Origin of the sequence: Flavobacterium alvei (assembly GCF_002920895.1) — a bacterium.
GTDB lineage: Bacteria > Bacteroidota > Bacteroidia > Flavobacteriales > Flavobacteriaceae > Flavobacterium > Flavobacterium alvei.
In genome coordinates, this window is the sequence record NZ_PQVG01000003.1 from 299,626 (window position 1) to 315,158 (window position 15,533).

Here is a 15,533-nt window from a genome sequence, read left to right on the forward strand (position 1 = left end):
TTGATTACAGCTGAACACTGCCTATTGATTTCTCGTCCAACAATCTTCAACGTGATCATTGACCATTCCAGTAGCTTGCATGTGTGCATAAACTACTGTTGAGCCTACAAATTTAAATCCACGTTTTTTTAAATCTTTGCTGATGGTATCAGAAAGTGGAGTAGCAGCTTGTACTTCTTTTAGTGATTTACGATGGTTGTCGATTGGTTTTCCATCTACAAAACCCCAGATATATTTGGAAAAACTGCCAAATTCTTCTTGTATTTTTATAAAAGCCTGTGCATTAGATACAGCGGAATATACTTTAAGTTTATTTCGAATAATCCCAGCGTCCAAAAGCAATTCTTGAATTTTAGCCTCAGAATAATTGGCTATTTTGATGTAATCGAAATCATCAAAGGCCTTGCGGAAATTTTCTCTTTTGTTGAGTATCGTAATCCAACTCAAACCCGCTTGAAAAGTTTCGAGCAATAGGAATTCGAATAATTTTTGGTCTTCATAGACAGGAACACCCCATTCTTCGTCGTGGTATTTTTTATACAAATCGCTGGATAAGCACCAACTGCATCTTTGAAGTTCCATATTTATTATTTTCCGTTTCCAATTTGCCAATAAAACCCTTTTACTGTAGGAATGTATGCAGCACGTCCTATCAAAATTAAATCAGAGTATAATTTCTTTTCATATTTGATGGAGATGGCCCCGCCTGAAGTGTACATTTTGTTGTCTTCGAATCTCATTTTAAGTTTTCCGTCTTTGAATTTAGCATCGGATATTTTTTCTACGAGCCAAGTTGATTTCCATTTAATATCCAGCTCGTCTGGAGCGGTTTTGGTTACACTTTTAACTAATTTCATTGCCTCTTTTGGAATCTTAAATTTGGCTACTAAATCTTCTTGAGTCATTGTTACTCCTGTTTCACATTCGTTTAATATTTTTTTGATGTAAACAAATGAAGGTGCTTTTACTTTTTTTATTTCTGGTTTAGTGGTATTTGTTTCTGAGGTGTTTTCAGTTACTGTTTTAGTTTCAGTTACTTTTTTTTCTTCAGTTGGAGTATTTGCTTTCTTTTTTGTGTATTTTTTTTCTCTTAAAATAGAGTGTTTGATGGCTATTATGCTGTCTTCTTTTGAAGTTTTTGTGGTGTCTTTTCTAGGGACTTCTGCATTAATAGTTTCGATAGTTTGTTCGTAGCTAGGTTCTTTTTTTTGTTCTAATTCGTGTTCCTGGCTTTCTTTGTTTTTTCCGCAACTAATTAAACTGAAAATAATTAAAAACAGGAGTGTTTTTTTGAAATGAGCCATTGATTGTAGTTGTGAATTTTAAAATAAGTCTTTATAGAAGCAAATATAGTAAATTTTGTATTTTGTTTTTTAGTAATAAAATTAGAATGATGTCAGTATTTTCAAAGGAAAAGGATGTAAAATAAAAAGGGAGACTTACTAATAAGTCTCCCTTTTTGGTATTGAATAATGAATTATAATTATCCTAAAGTAACTCTTTTAAAACCTGTGATTTCAACATTGAATCCTTTAACATAATCACCCACTTTTTTGCTATCATCTTTGATGAAGTTTTGATCCAATAAGGCTTTCTCTTGGTCTAAAGTAGTGTTGTCAGAGATGAAACGTTGCACTTTTCCTGGAATAATTTTATCCCAAATTTGTTCTGGTTTGCCTTCAGCTTTTAATTCTGCTTTAGCATCTTCTTCAGCTTGTTTAATAACTTCAGGAGTTAATTGAGAGAATGAAATGTATTTAGGAACATTTTTCAATGTTTTTCCTAAACGAGCAGCTTCTTCATTTTCTTTTTCGATGATAGCAATACGAGCAGCAAGTTCAGATTCAACGAAAGCTGGATCAAAATCTTTGTAAGATAAGGTGTCAGCTCCCATAGAAGCAACTTGCATAGAGATGTCTTTAGTTAAAACATCACCATTAGCAATTGGTGCAGAAATTGCAGTTAATGCAGCAATTTTGTTAACGTGAACATAAGATCCAACGAAAGCGCCTTCTAAAATTTCGAAACCACCGATTTCGATTTTTTCGCCAATAACTCCAGTTTGCTCAATTAATTTTTCAGCAACAGTAATTCCGTTGAAATCTGAAGCTAAAAATTCTTCTTTAGAAGAAAAGTTGATTGCTTTTTCAACTAATTCTTTAGCTAAAGTTACGAAAGCTTCATTTTTACCTACGAAATCAGTTTCGCAGTTCAAAGTGATGATAGCTCCTTTGGTTTTGTCAGCATTGATAAAAGAAACGGCAGCTCCTTCGCTAGACTCACGGTCAGAACGGTTAGCAGCCACTTTTTGTCCTTTTTCTCTAAGGTTTTGTATGGCTTTGTCGAAATCTCCATCAGCTTCAACTAAAGCTTTTTTACAGTCCATCATTCCGGCACCTGTAGTTTGTCTTAATTTATTTACGTCTGCAGCAGTAATTGTTGCCATAATAATATGTTTTTAATGTTATAAAAGTAAAAATTCCAACCTTCAAATCCCAAATTCCAATTTTAACAAATTACTAACTAAACGTTACTAACTTTTTTGGAATTTGGAATTTAAAATTTGGAATTTAAAATTTGTTTTATTCTTCAGTTGTTGGAGCTTCAACTTCAGCAGTTGCAACTTCAGCATCTACTTCTTCAGTAGCAGCTTCTGGTTGAATATCTGCTTCAGCACCTCTGTTTGATAAACCGTCAACTACCGCAGCAGTTACAATAGATAAAATTTTATCAATTGATTTGGAAGCATCGTCATTTGCAGGGATAACATAATCTACCTCTCTTGGGTCAGAATTGGTATCAACCATTGCAAAAACTGGAATGTTTAATTTTTGAGCTTCTTTAATTGCGATGTGTTCAGCTTTGATATCTACTACGAACAATGCTGCAGGAAGTCTAGACATATCTGCGATTGAACCTAAGTTTTTCTCTAATTTAGCACGAAGACGATCTACTTGCAAACGTTCTTTTTTAGAAAGTGTATTGAATGTTCCGTCTTTCTTCATTTTATCAATAGAAGACATTTTTTTTACTGCCTTTCTGATAGTTACAAAGTTAGTCAACATTCCACCAGGCCATCTTTCAGTAATGTAAGGCATGTTACAAGCTGCTGCTTTTTCGGCAACGATGTCTTTTGCTTGTTTTTTGGTAGCAACAAATAATATTTTTCTACCTGATGCTGCAATTTTTTTCAAGGCTTCGTTAGCTTCTTCAATTTTTGCTGCAGTTTTATATAGATTGATAATGTGAATTCCATTACGTTCCATATAAATGTATGGAGCCATATTTGGATCCCATTTTCTAGTCATGTGTCCGAAGTGAACACCTGCTTCTAGTAATTCTTTTACTTCTACTTTGTTTGACATTTTTTATTTAGTTTACGTTCTGTTGATTAGCAATGTGTTTTTTTGGTTTGTTGTTTATTGTTTGTTGTTTCAACTCGAAACTATAAACCATAAACTATAAACTTTTCAACCCATTTAGATGCTAAACTAATTTCCCAACGCATCGGGACAACAACAACATTGTTTTTTAATTTAATTATCAATTTGTCTTGTACGAATTGCACAAGACAGGCAATATTAACGTTTAGAGAATTGGAATCTCTTACGAGCTTTCTTCTGACCGAATTTTTTACGTTCAACCATTCTTGGGTCTCTTGTTAATAAACCTTCTGGTTTTAAGATAGCTCTGTTTCCTTCGCCAACTTCACACATTACTCTTGCTAAAGCCATTCTTACAGCTTCTGCTTGACCAGTTGAACCTCCTCCGTAAACGTTTACTTTTACATCAAAGTTGGTTGCATTTTCTGTCATAGACATTGGTTGTAACACTTTGTATTGTAAAGTTGCAGTTGGGAAATAAGTTGCGAATGGTTTTTTGTTTACAGTGATAACTCCTGTTCCTTCTGAAACATATACACGTGCAACAGCGGTTTTTCTTCTACCGATTTTGTGAATTACTCCCATTACTTAAGATCGTTTAGGTTAACAGTTCTAGGTTTTTGAGCTCCTTGTTTGTGCTCTGGTCCTACAACAACATTTAAATTTCTAAAAAGTTCTGCTCCTAATTTGTTTTTAGGCAACATACCTTTTACGGCTTTTTCTACTAATAATGCAGGGTTTTTTGCTTGCAATACTTTAGCAGTTAAAGTTCTTTGTCCTCCTGGATAACCTGTATGACGAACATATGTTTTTTCGTCTAGTTTGTTACCTGTAAGGTTGATTTTTTCTGAGTTGATAACAATTACGTTATCTCCACAGTCCACGTGTGGGGTATAACTTGGCTTGTACTTCCCTCTAAGGATCATAGCGACCTTAGTTGCAAGACGTCCTAAGTTATGACCGTCAGCGTCTACCACGATCCATTCTTTAGATGCGGTTGCTTTGCTTGTCGATACTGTTTTGTAGCTTAATGCGTTCACAATAATTTATTTTAATTAAACATTCCATTCCCAATAAAGGGAGTGCAAAAGTACAATTATTTTTTTGAAATGCAAATACTCAGTAATTTTTATTTTATTCTGATAATCAGTCTGTAAACGGTTTGTTTTTTTGGACTGTGCTTTTCAAATTGTTTTGAATCTCTTTGTGTTGGTTTTTTGATGAAGCTTGTTTGATTTGTTTGACCATTAAGCAAGTCCTTTTTTTATTCTAAAAGAGTTGTTGCAGCAATGAGAATGGCTGTCTTTTTAGTTTTGAATAACAATACAAAAGTTTGTTTTTCGCTATCCGAAATTGGTAAGTTAAATTAAAACAGGGTTTAATTTTCTTTGAGGACTTTACTCACAACCCAATTTCTATCAAATAAAGTATTTTATTAAGGTTTATCATTGAGGCAACAATTCATTCTTCGTATTTTTTATTACCTTAGCAATTTAAAACTAATTTTATATATGAAAGCTAAAGCTACTTTAAAACAAATCGCTAAAGAACTAAATGTTTCCGTTTCTACTGTTTCAAAAGCTCTAAATGATAGTCCTGAAATTAGTGAACAAACCAAAACCAGAATTAAGGAATACGCAAAACTAAAAAATTATAAACCCAATGTAATTGGTCTGAATTTAAAAAACAGAAAGACCAAAACCATTGGCGTAATCATTCCTAATATTTTAAATTCATTTTTCGCCAAAGTTTTTACTGGAATCGAAAAAGTTGCCGAAGAGAAAGGATATAATGTAATCACTTGTATTTCTAACGAGTCTTTGAAGAAAGAAATTAGCACCATGGATATGTTGAGCAATGGAACAATCGATGGCTTTATTTTGTCTCCATCAGAAGAAGCTCAAAAACTTCATGAATTCAATCACTTCAAAGAAATAATAAGCGAAGGAACACCAATTGTTATGTTCGACAGAGTTGTTGACGAAGTAGAATGTGATAAAGTGGTTGTTGATGATTTTGATTCAGCTCTAAATGCAACTCAGTATTTGATAGATATTGGATGTAGAAATATAGCTTTACTTTCTTCGGCAGATAATTTAAGTGTTGGGAAATTAAGAGCCAATGGGTATTTAAAAGCTTTGCAAAACAATAATATTAAGGTAAATCCAGATTTAATTATCCGTACCGATTCTGAGGAGGATTTAAAAGAAAAGGCCGAAATTTTATTCGACAATAAATCAATTGATGGCGTTTTTGCTTTAGATGAAAATGACTCGGTTGCTGCCTTGAGAATTAGTCTAAAAAAAGGATTTAAAATACCAGAAAATCTATCAATTATTGGTTTTGCCGATGGTATTCTTGCTTCAAGAAGATTATCTCCAAGTTTAACTACAGTTAGTCAACACGGACCAGAAATTGGTGAAGCAGCAGCAGAATTACTGATCGAAAGATTAGAAAAAGGAGAAAATGAAGCCCCGTATAAAACTACTGTAATCAAAACCGAATTAAGATTTCGAGAGTCAACAAGAACCTAATAATTGGAATTGAGAGATTTATTTGAAGTTTTTATTATTCAAAAACTTCAAATAAATGTTTCCAATTAATAGGGATTTCCAATAATGGTAATCCTTTATAATTTTCTATTTCCTTTAGATCTTCTATACTAAAATTGTCTTGTTTCGAATAAGGAACAAGACCTTCTTCTTTTAGTTTTTTGGCTAAATATTCTTGCTCATACTGACCTGGCGTTGGGATAAAATAAGCTTTTTTCTCCAATTTCACCAAGTCCATAATCGTGGTATAACCCGAGCGACATAACACAATTTCACTTTCGTTAAACGTTTGTTCCAGCTGCCTACTATTCATAAAATTGTAAAAAGTAACATGGTCAATTTGTTCCTTTTTTTGGTCTTTTTCGACAATTCCTTTTATGAAAACAACACTTCCTTTGTATTTCAGAATTTCTATTTTTAGTTTGTCTTCCAATAATTCGCGTTGGGGTTCAGGGCCAGAAAGAATAATCATCAAATCATATAGTTTTGGTGTTTCTTTTTTTTGCATTCGACTCAATGCTCCAATATATTTCAAATTAAAATCAGGATTTTCAATATGACCTAATTTGTATGATAAATTTGACGTTCCTTCAAAGTCGGGAACCCAACATTCATCGTGTTTTTTGATGATATGTTGGTGCAATATACTGGTAAACCAAGTGGTGCTTCCAGTCATTACATTCAATTGATGGGTCAAATAAACCGAGGGAATTTTTTTGCTAAAAACACCTAGCCTATTGTCAGAAATTATGCCGTCAATATCATATTTTTTAATCCATTTCCTGACTTTTTTCTCTTCTTTCCAAATCGCCTTAATCATTTCAGGAAAGTTTTTCAATAATTTCCATTTAAAATTTTTGCCATTTTTAGCATATTCAATTTGGTAAGAAGGCAATTTAAGCGTTTGAACATAAGGAAATTCTTTTTGCAATAATTCAAGTGCAATTCCATCAGAAGCTATAATGGGAATAAAGTTATTTTCTTGCAAGGCTTTAATAATTGGAATGCAGCGTGTTGCGTGACCCAAACCCCAATTTAAAGGGGCAATCAAAATGGTTTTGTTAGTAGTATTGAAACTCATATTTTTTACATCAAATTAAAAGCGAAAGGTATGAATTCAACAGCAAATCCTATTTTGAAAGTATTAATTTACCGTTAAGTTAAGGAATAAAAAAACTGTCCAAAAAAAAATAATTTTGGACAGTTTTATATTTTTCTAAAGAGTTAGTCTTGAATATAGGTTTTATTTCCGTTTTTATTGATGTAATATTTCCCTCCTCTAGAACCTGTATATACTTTTTTGCCTTTGTATTCTCCTGTTACTCTATCTGGAGTTTTTGGTGCTTTTTCGTTGGTTTCTTTATAAGTAGTTTTCTTGTTAGAATTTCCCTTAGTGTATTTTTCGTCTTTTATTTTAGCATCAATTTTGTTTACATCCGATTTGTTAGTTTTGGTGGCATTATTAGATTTTGATTTTACAGAAACATCTTTGTCATAATCATAACCCGATTTTTTAGTAGCTTCTTTAGTTGATTTGACTTTTGAATCGGCTTCTTTTTTAGTCTTTTCTTTTGTTGATTTTGTTTTCGAATCTGCCTCTTTTTTGGTAGATTTTACAGGAACATCTTTGTCGTAATTATAACTTGATTTTTTTTTGGTGGTTTCTTTACTTGTAGGTTCACTTTTTGATTTTGTGGTTTGAGCATAAAAAGTGTTTGAGAAAACAAAAAGGAAGCATAACAAAATTAATTTTTTCATAATAATTTGATTTTAAGGTTTGAAGAATAAAGTTAATAAAAAAAATAGTACGGGTTTAAATTTCTAAAACAATATTTTAAAAATAAGCTCTCAGTTGTACACTTCCCGTATGAATGGTTTGGCTAGTTTCGCTTTTTCGCCCTTGATAGTTGAAATTTATATCCAGAAAATTGGTTAGATTTTTTTGAAAAAGCAATCGCCAAGTCAGGTTTTGTCCTGCTTGCAATCCTTCAAGCATTTGAAATCCAACTGATGAAAGGTCGTTGCCAACAAATTTATTTTGGTAAAAAGAGATTTCTCCATTCATCGTAAAATTCTTTTTGCCAGCATAAGTGAAGGAGGTTCCAAATCTATTTTGGAGTAAAGTTTCTAAATTTCCAATTTGGTTTTCCTTGTTTTGAAGTTCATAAAATACATCCCAACTGGTGCTTTTGGAAAATAAATAACTGATTTTTGGCGCCAATTGATAGCCTTTTATTTCATAATTCTTGTCCGGATAATTTTCAGATGTCAAAGAGGTTTGGATGGTTTTTGCAAACATTCCAAACAACCAACTTTTTTTATATAAATGATTGTATTGTATTTGATTAGAGCTATTTTTGGCTTCTTGAGAACCAATGGAAAGTAAATTTTTATTTTCGTTTTGAACATAAGTGTAGGTTACAGAATGCCATTGTTTTCCTCGATTAAAAAACAAACTATTCCTGAAACTTGAACTCAATCCTAAAACATTTTTCTCTGATTTGCTAAACGGATTTAAATCGAAATTATCGCCTTTGTTTTCAATTTTTCGATCAACGAGATAGGAAGTTTGATTGTAAAAATAAGAGACTATTTTCTTGAAACCCGCTTCGTTTTGCCATTGATTGGGGTTTAAAATCAAGGATTGTGAAAATTTATTTTGGTGTGTTTTAATATAAATTCGGTTGGGCAAATACACTCTAATATATTTGGCTTGGTCAGGAAAAGGAGCCACTTCAAACTCTTCTAATTCCTGAATTCCGTTGCTATTGTAGTCATTCCAAGTATAAACACCTTGCCCAACGGGCACTTCAAGATAAGTAAATTCCTGTTGTGGGATAGAACCTGAATTGGTTTCAAATACAGTAGTCCATTGTACTAATTGATTGAAAAAACGGTCGTTGTACATCATTCTGGAATTCAATGAAGGTTCGTTTTTTCGGGTAGCATCTACAAAATTTAAAACACGATAATTCACAAAAAGCGACAAATCACTTTTACTAGTTTGAATCAATTTTGATCTCAAAGCCAAAGTTTGCGAATTATTTACCCGTTGAATACTTCCGTTTTGCAAACTATCGTTGGCTCTTTTAAAATAACCCAATTCCACAAAAACTTTGGTGCTGTCGCCACGTCCAGCAAACAAACCATATTCCGTAAATCTTTGACTTAATGCCGAAAATTGATTATTGACTTTGTCTTTTTCTTGATTGTCTTCCAGTTTCAAGCTGGTTCCAACCCAATTTTTTTGGAAATGATATTTTACTTGGGTTTGATTTCGCAAGAATTTTGATGTTGAAACTGTTGCATCACTATTCAAAAAACTACCTCGGCTAAGAATATCCCAATTTTTCAATTTAAAATTAGCATTTAAAATATGACGATTGCCAGAGAAATTTCCAGTAAAATCCAATTTTTCGAATTGATAAGTCAAATTTCCTTTTTCAGGAAGAGTCATTTGCAAACCCGAAACTAGATAACTTTGGTTGCCAATTGTGGTGGTTCCCAAATTCCAATCTCGCCCAAATTCAATGCTGTAAAGGCGTTCGACTGTGCTGAAATCTTTTTGTGCAAATTGATAATTGGCAAAAGCATCTACCTTCCATTTTTTAGAAAACAGTCGCTGGCGTGCATTTATTTTTGTTGCCAAACCTGTATTATTAGAATCGTCAATGGACGAAAACAAGTTTTTATCGTTGTTGCTAAGGCCAATTTCAAAATCAATCAAGGTTTTTTCGGTGGGATTGTATTTTCCTAAAAAGGTGGCAACCTGAGTTTTTATTGGTGCCACCAATAGAATAATAGGTTCGTAATTTCCTTGTGGAATTCCATTTAGGGGTTCGATATATTCATAAATTCTACTAATGGCGGCAGCGTTTTTCAGAATGTAATTTCCTTTATTGGCAGCCACTTGATTAAATTTCACATTGTACAAAACATCCTGTGAATTATTCGAATATTCGAAAACTTCGACCCCATTGATGATCGTTTTTTTGTACAAAATTTTATTATCAGAATAAGAGTCCAGATAGGCAGATGGTGCTACCATTAAATTCATATCATCACCTGCATCGGCCAAAATTTGCGTTTGTTCAGTCGAAAGACTTTGTTGCAGAGGTTGATTTTTTAAATCGCTTTCAGAATACAAATAGCCGCCTAAACTCCATTTTTTATTTTCGTGAGTTCCGCCAACATAAGTGACTAATCGGGTGTAATTTTGTTCAGAATATTGGTATTCTATTGTAATTCTCATTTCGGAAGTAATGGTAAATAGCGGTGTAAACAGGATTTCACCAGCATTATAATCTATGGTGTAATCTTTGTTTTCGCCACGATTTAAAAGAATTCCGTTGACATAAACTCGTTCGGAACCTGAAATGACAAGAACATACAATTCGCCATTTTTGCCTACTAATTTGTATGGACCTTGATTGCCTTCTTGTCCTACAAAATTACTTTTAGCATATTGCCCTTTGACCAATGCCGCCGAAGCAAAAATATTGGTTTTGTTGTCCTCGCCTCCAAAGTCAAAACTGGTCGAAATTCCTTGGGCTTTTTTATTGAAATTTAGAAATTGGCTTTTGTGGTTTTCAAGAAAAACATCACCAGCACGAATATTCCATTTTTCGCTGAAAAGTTCCATGAAAATATTGTCAAATTGATCTAGCTTTTGAGAATATCCGCCATCTTGAAGCGGAATATTGTTGTCTTGCAAGGAAGCTCTCAGACTTACTTTGTCTGAAAGTTTTCCGGTGATTTGCAAATCGAGATTGGAGGTTAAAACCGAGTTTTGGTTGTTGCCAATGGTAATGCCTCGCGAAATACTTCCTGATGTGTTAAGGCCTTCAAAAGGGATGTTTTTTTTCTGCGAAATAGTTTCTACGGTATATAAACTTCCCTTAGAAGCTTCATTACTGACCATTTTATTGGAGTCATAAATCCGATATTCTTTGGTTAAAATTTCAGGAAGTTTTAAATACTGAACTGTTATAGAATCTGATTTTGAAGTCAATTTTTCGTTTAATAATAAAATGCCTTTTTCGAAATTTATTTTGTAGAAACTACTATCAATTGGATGGTTATTGGCGTCAAGCAATTTGAAAAAACTGGAATTTAGACTTTCTTTTTCAATGGGAATAGTGTCGTTTGAAACCAAAATTTTTTTGGTTTTGTATAGCGAATTGCTTTCCTGAGCGTGGAGTTCAGAAAAGCCTAATATTGCCAACAAAATCAAGATATTTTTTAACATAAATACTTTAACTCGAAAGTGTCAAAAGTAGTATTTATAATTGGGAAAAAGTATTCATAAAAAAACCGCAAATTCTCAAATTTAAATATTTGAGAATTTGCGGTAAAATTATTTGGAAGAGGTTTGTTAACTTTCCTTAGTAACCACTTGCATCGTTTCGCGGCTTACTTGTTTTAGCAAAACGGTTTTGTTTTGTTCGACAGTTTGTGCCGCTTTATCATTAAAATGTCTGATGGTGTAAAGCGTTACATTTTCATTAAAATCGACTTTGAATTTCTTAGAAAGAATTGGATTTAAATCTTTAAAATTCTCGAATTTGTCTTCAACACAAACCGAAAAACTGATGGCTGAATTTTGAATTAAATTAACTTTCAGTTTAAATTGATGAAACAAAGCAAATATTTCGCTAATGTTTTCTTCCATAATAAAAGAGAAATCTATAGAGGAAAGCGAAATCAAAAGTTGATTTCTTTTGACAATAAAACTAGGGATTTGCCATTCAGAATCAGATCCTTTAGATACGCAAGTTCCAGGTAGCATTGGGTTTATAAAAGATTTTACATACAAAGGAATTTCCTTTTTTTGTAGTGGTTGTAACGTTTTTGGGTGAATAACGGTTGCTCCATAAAACGCCATTTCAATAGCTTCACGATATGAAATATGACTCAACAAACTCGCATTTTCAAAATATCTTGGATCGGCATTCATTACTCCCGGAACGTCTTTCCAGATGGTTACACTTTCGGCATTGAGACAATAAGCAAAAATTCCTGCGGTGTAATCTGAGCCTTCACGACCTAGAGTTGTGGTGAAATTATTTTCGTCAGAACCCAAAAATCCTTGGGTAATGTTTAGCATTTTTTTCTTTACGTTTTTGGCAATATTTTTTTGAGTTAATTCCCAATCTACTTCTGCATCTCTATAATTTGAATTGGTTTTTACAAAATTACGAACGTCCAACCATTGGGTTTTGATGCCCATATAACTCATGAAATGGCTTAAAATAGTGGTCGAAATTAATTCTCCATAACTTACAATTTGGTCATAAACAAAATTGTAATTGGGTGATTTGTTGTGTGCCAAAAAATATTCTAATTCTGAGAAAAGCGTGTTTGCAGCGGCAAAAACTTCGTTTTTTTCGTCTTCAAATAAATCCAACAAAATTTGATTGTGGTATTTTTTTACTTCTTGAACCGATGCATTTAATTCTTCCGATTTTTCGAAATAATTTTTGATTACATCTTCCAGTGCATTTGTTGTTTTTCCCATTGCTGAAACCACCAACAATACATCTTCATAACCTACTTTTTGTAAAACGTCATATACGTTTTTTATTCCTGCGGCATCTTTTACTGATGCACCACCAAATTTGAATACTCTCATAATTATTAAAATTCTATTTTTTTAAAATTCCAAATTCCAAATTTGGAGTTTTGTATTTATTAATTTTTTTCTAAAAACGCATCAATTGCAGCCTCGTCCATTTGTACAACTCTCCAATCGTCAAGGATTTTTGCGCCCGATTTTTTATAGAAATTTATGGCGGGCGTATTCCAGTCTAAAACATTCCATTCAATTCTTCGAACCTGATCTTTTTTTCCTTGTTTCATAATTTCAGAATACAAAGCAAAACCTACTCCTGAACCACGCATATTTTCTTTTACAACCAAATCTTCTAAATGAATAGTCTTGCCTTTCCAAGTGGAATATCGGTAGTAATACAAAGCAATTCCGACGATAGTAGATTCGACTTCAGCAACAAAAACATGAAATAAAGGAGTGGATGAAAAGCCATCGCGAATTAAATCCTCGACCGTAATGACTACAGCGTTTGGTTCATTTTCAAAATCAGCTAGTTCCTGAATAAGGCTTAATACGCCTGTCATGTCTTCGGGATTTCCTTTTCTGATAATCATAATTTGGGTTGTGAAAATAATTATAAAGCCAAAATTTGCTAAAATACTTGGCAAATATACAATTATGATAATCGAAAGGTACAAAATAGTTTTGATTTCACAAAAAAAGCGAGATTTGTGACTTCAATTTTGCTAAAACGATTTCATTGAAGAAACACAACAAAATTGTTGTGGGTTAATAATTTTTAGGAGAATTTACTTTTCGAAAGCATAAACCAAAGTAAAGTTTTCTATTTCTTCAAAGAATATGGTGAAGGGTTGTTTTAGGTTTTCGAATTCAAGAATGGCAGTTGTTTCTTTTTCTCCTATTTCGAATGGTTTCACTTGAATATGATCTTTGAAACTGATTCCTTTTTCGTTTCTAATTTTGAAAATGGCTTCTTTGGCTCCCCATTTTACTGTTAGTTTTTTGATGTAATCTAGAGAGTCAAAACTTTGCAAACGCTTCAATTCTTTTTCGTTTACAAATTTATCGGCGATGCGAATTATTTTTTCTCGTTGCATTTCCATATCAATTCCAACGGTTTCTTCGCTGACAATTATCGCGGCAAAATTATGGGAATGGGTGATTGAAATGTGTTGATGGTCATTTAAATAGGGTTTGCCGAATTCGTCGTAATGTAAATCAAAATCGTTAATCCCGATTTCTTGAATCAGCATACGAACACTCAAAAAAGCACGTTGGTGCATTTCGGACTTCATTCCGTTTAATCGAAGTTGTGTTTTTTCTTTTAAAACTACTTTTTCTACTAACTCATCAAAGGATTCGGTTACTTTCCAAATCAAGATTTGTGTCGTGGGAGTTATGTTTATGATTTTGAATAAAGGCATTTCCTTAAATTACGAATTAGGCGTTTTGAATTATGAAGGTTGTTTTAGCCCTGATGGAAACGGCATCCTTTTGTGGCGGGGTTCGCCACAAAAGATATAGTGAACAGCAGGATTAGCTTCTAAAAAAAATTATTTCATTACAATTCAAAAGATTAGGAAATTAAACAAATCATAAATATTCCCGAACGCTTTTTAAATTATAAAGTTATTGCGTAAATTTGCAAAAAATTTTACAATACAAATATACTATAAATGAGTACAACGACTACGCCTTATGTGGCTTTCAAAGTAAAAGACATTTCTCTAGCAGCTTGGGGAAGAAAAGAAATTGAATTGGCCGAGGCTGAAATGCCAGGTTTGATGGCGCTTCGTGCAGAATATAAAGACGAACAACCCTTGAAAGGCGCTCGTATTGCAGGATGTTTGCATATGACGATTCAAACTGCGGTTTTGATAGAAACACTTATTGCTCTTGGTGCCGAAGTGACTTGGTCATCTTGCAACATTTTTTCTACTCAAGATCAGGCTGCTGCTGCAATTGCTGCTGCTGGAATTCAGGTTTACGCTTGGAAAGGTCTTGATGAAGAATCTTTTGACTGGTGTATCGAACAAACTTTATTCTTTGGAGAAGACAGAAAACCATTGAATATGATTTTGGATGATGGAGGAGATTTGACCAATATGGTTATTGATCGTTACCCAGAATTGGTTGCTGGAATCAAAGGATTGAGCGAAGAAACTACAACTGGTGTTCATAGATTGTACGAAAGAGTAAAAGCTGGAACATTACCAATGCCTGCAATTAACGTAAATGACTCGGTTACTAAATCGAAATTTGATAACAAATACGGTTGTAAAGAATCTGCAGTTGATGCAGTTCGTCGTGCTACCGATATTATGTTGGCTGGAAAAAGAGTTGTAGTTTGTGGATACGGAGACGTAGGAAAAGGAACAGCAGCTTCTTTTAGAGGTGCTGGTTCTATTGTAACTGTAACTGAAATTGACCCAATTTGTGCTTTACAAGCAGCAATGGACGGTTTTGAAGTTAAAAAATTAGATACTGTTGTTGGAAATGCGGATATCATCATCACAACAACTGGAAATAAAGACATCGTTCTAGGTTCTCATTTTGAACAAATGAAAGACAAAACTATCGTTTGTAACATTGGACATTTTGATAACGAAATTGATATGGCTTGGTTGAACAAAAACCACGGTGCATCGAAAATCGAAATCAAACCACAAGTTGACAAATATACTATCGCTGGAAAAGACATTATCATTTTGGCCGAAGGTCGTTTGGTAAACCTTGGTTGTGCTACAGGTCACCCAAGTTTTGTAATGAGTAACTCATTTACCAACCAAACTCTAGCTCAAATCGAATTGTGGAAAAACAGCGCAGCATACAACAACGACGTGTATATGTTGCCTAAACATTTGGATGAAAAAGTGGCTATGTTGCACTTGGCTAAACTAGGTGTTGAATTGGAAACTTTACGTGTTGACCAAGCAGAATATATTGGTGTTGCGGTTGAAGGACCTTTTAAACCGGAGTATTACAGATATTAGTATTTTTAATTACGAATTAAAAATTACGAATTAC

At 33.3% G+C, this 15,533-nt stretch carries 14 protein-coding genes; 2 read left to right on the plus strand and 12 right to left on the minus strand.

Going from position 1 to position 15,533, the window contains the following annotated elements; genetic code table 11:
* Nucleotides 1–21: 21 nt before the first annotated feature.
* From C3L50_RS06655 to rplM, 6 genes are all read right to left on the minus strand, one after another.
* On the minus strand, nt 22–582 hold the full coding sequence (locus C3L50_RS06655) for a DNA-3-methyladenine glycosylase I (RefSeq protein WP_103805383.1): 561 nt from the start codon (nt 580–582) through the stop codon (nt 22–24).
* 5 nt (nt 583–587) lie between these two features.
* A complete protein-coding gene (locus tag C3L50_RS06660) occupies nt 588–1,304 on the minus strand; it encodes a hypothetical protein (protein WP_103805384.1) in 717 nt (238 codons plus the stop codon).
* A 179-nt stretch (nt 1,305–1,483) separates the two neighbouring features.
* The gene (tsf, locus tag C3L50_RS06665; RefSeq protein WP_103805385.1) at nt 1,484–2,446 is read right to left on the minus strand and encodes a translation elongation factor Ts; all 963 of its coding nucleotides are present in this window, start codon (nt 2,444–2,446) and stop codon (nt 1,484–1,486) included.
* A gap of 136 nt (nt 2,447–2,582) precedes the next feature.
* Complete coding sequence (gene rpsB / locus C3L50_RS06670) at nt 2,583–3,365, minus strand: 30S ribosomal protein S2 (protein WP_103805386.1); 783 nt, start codon at nt 3,363–3,365, stop codon at nt 2,583–2,585.
* Between the two features lie 216 nt (nt 3,366–3,581).
* A complete protein-coding gene (gene rpsI / locus C3L50_RS06675; RefSeq protein WP_103805387.1) occupies nt 3,582–3,968 on the minus strand; it encodes a 30S ribosomal protein S9 in 387 nt (128 codons plus the stop codon).
* On the minus strand, nt 3,968–4,423 hold the full coding sequence (rplM, locus tag C3L50_RS06680) for a 50S ribosomal protein L13 (protein WP_103805388.1): 456 nt from the start codon (nt 4,421–4,423) through the stop codon (nt 3,968–3,970). The genes rpsI and rplM overlap by 1 nt, the downstream gene beginning before the upstream one ends.
* Nucleotides 4,424–4,894: 471 nt before the next feature.
* Here rplM and C3L50_RS06685 point away from each other — a divergent pair, with 471 nt between their 5' ends.
* Nucleotides 4,895–5,917, plus strand: coding sequence for a LacI family DNA-binding transcriptional regulator (locus tag C3L50_RS06685; protein WP_103805389.1), 1,023 nt, complete (start codon nt 4,895–4,897; stop codon nt 5,915–5,917).
* 34 nt (nt 5,918–5,951) lie between these two features.
* Here the strand turns inward: C3L50_RS06685 and C3L50_RS06690 are convergent, their stop codons facing one another.
* The 6 genes from C3L50_RS06690 to C3L50_RS06715 all read right to left on the minus strand — a co-directional run bounded on the left by C3L50_RS06690 (nt 5,952) and on the right by C3L50_RS06715 (nt 13,930).
* A complete protein-coding gene (locus C3L50_RS06690) occupies nt 5,952–7,016 on the minus strand; it encodes a glycosyltransferase (RefSeq protein ID WP_103805390.1) in 1,065 nt (354 codons plus the stop codon).
* Nucleotides 7,017–7,159: 143 nt separating this feature from the next.
* Nucleotides 7,160–7,693, minus strand: a complete 534-nt coding sequence (locus C3L50_RS06695) for a hypothetical protein (protein ID WP_103805391.1) — start codon at nt 7,691–7,693, stop codon at nt 7,160–7,162.
* Nucleotides 7,694–7,769: 76 nt separating this feature from the next.
* A complete protein-coding gene (locus tag C3L50_RS06700; protein ID WP_103805392.1) occupies nt 7,770–11,183 on the minus strand; it encodes a hypothetical protein in 3,414 nt (1,137 codons plus the stop codon).
* A 126-nt stretch (nt 11,184–11,309) separates the two neighbouring features.
* Nucleotides 11,310–12,566: an aspartate kinase gene (locus C3L50_RS06705; RefSeq protein ID WP_103805393.1), complete on the minus strand. Its 1,257-nt coding sequence runs from the start codon at nt 12,564–12,566 to the stop codon at nt 11,310–11,312.
* A 59-nt stretch (nt 12,567–12,625) separates the two neighbouring features.
* Nucleotides 12,626–13,099, minus strand: coding sequence for a GNAT family N-acetyltransferase (locus C3L50_RS06710; protein WP_103805554.1), 474 nt, complete (start codon nt 13,097–13,099; stop codon nt 12,626–12,628).
* 195 nt (nt 13,100–13,294) lie between these two features.
* Nucleotides 13,295–13,930, minus strand: coding sequence for a 4'-phosphopantetheinyl transferase family protein (locus tag C3L50_RS06715; RefSeq protein WP_103805394.1), 636 nt, complete (start codon nt 13,928–13,930; stop codon nt 13,295–13,297).
* Nucleotides 13,931–14,182: 252 nt separating this feature from the next.
* Here C3L50_RS06715 and ahcY point away from each other — a divergent pair, with 252 nt between their 5' ends.
* Nucleotides 14,183–15,499 (plus strand): adenosylhomocysteinase, encoded by a 1,317-nt coding sequence (gene ahcY, locus C3L50_RS06720; protein WP_103805395.1) that lies wholly within the window; start codon nt 14,183–14,185, stop codon nt 15,497–15,499.
* The last annotated feature ends 34 nt before the right edge of the window (nt 15,500–15,533 follow it).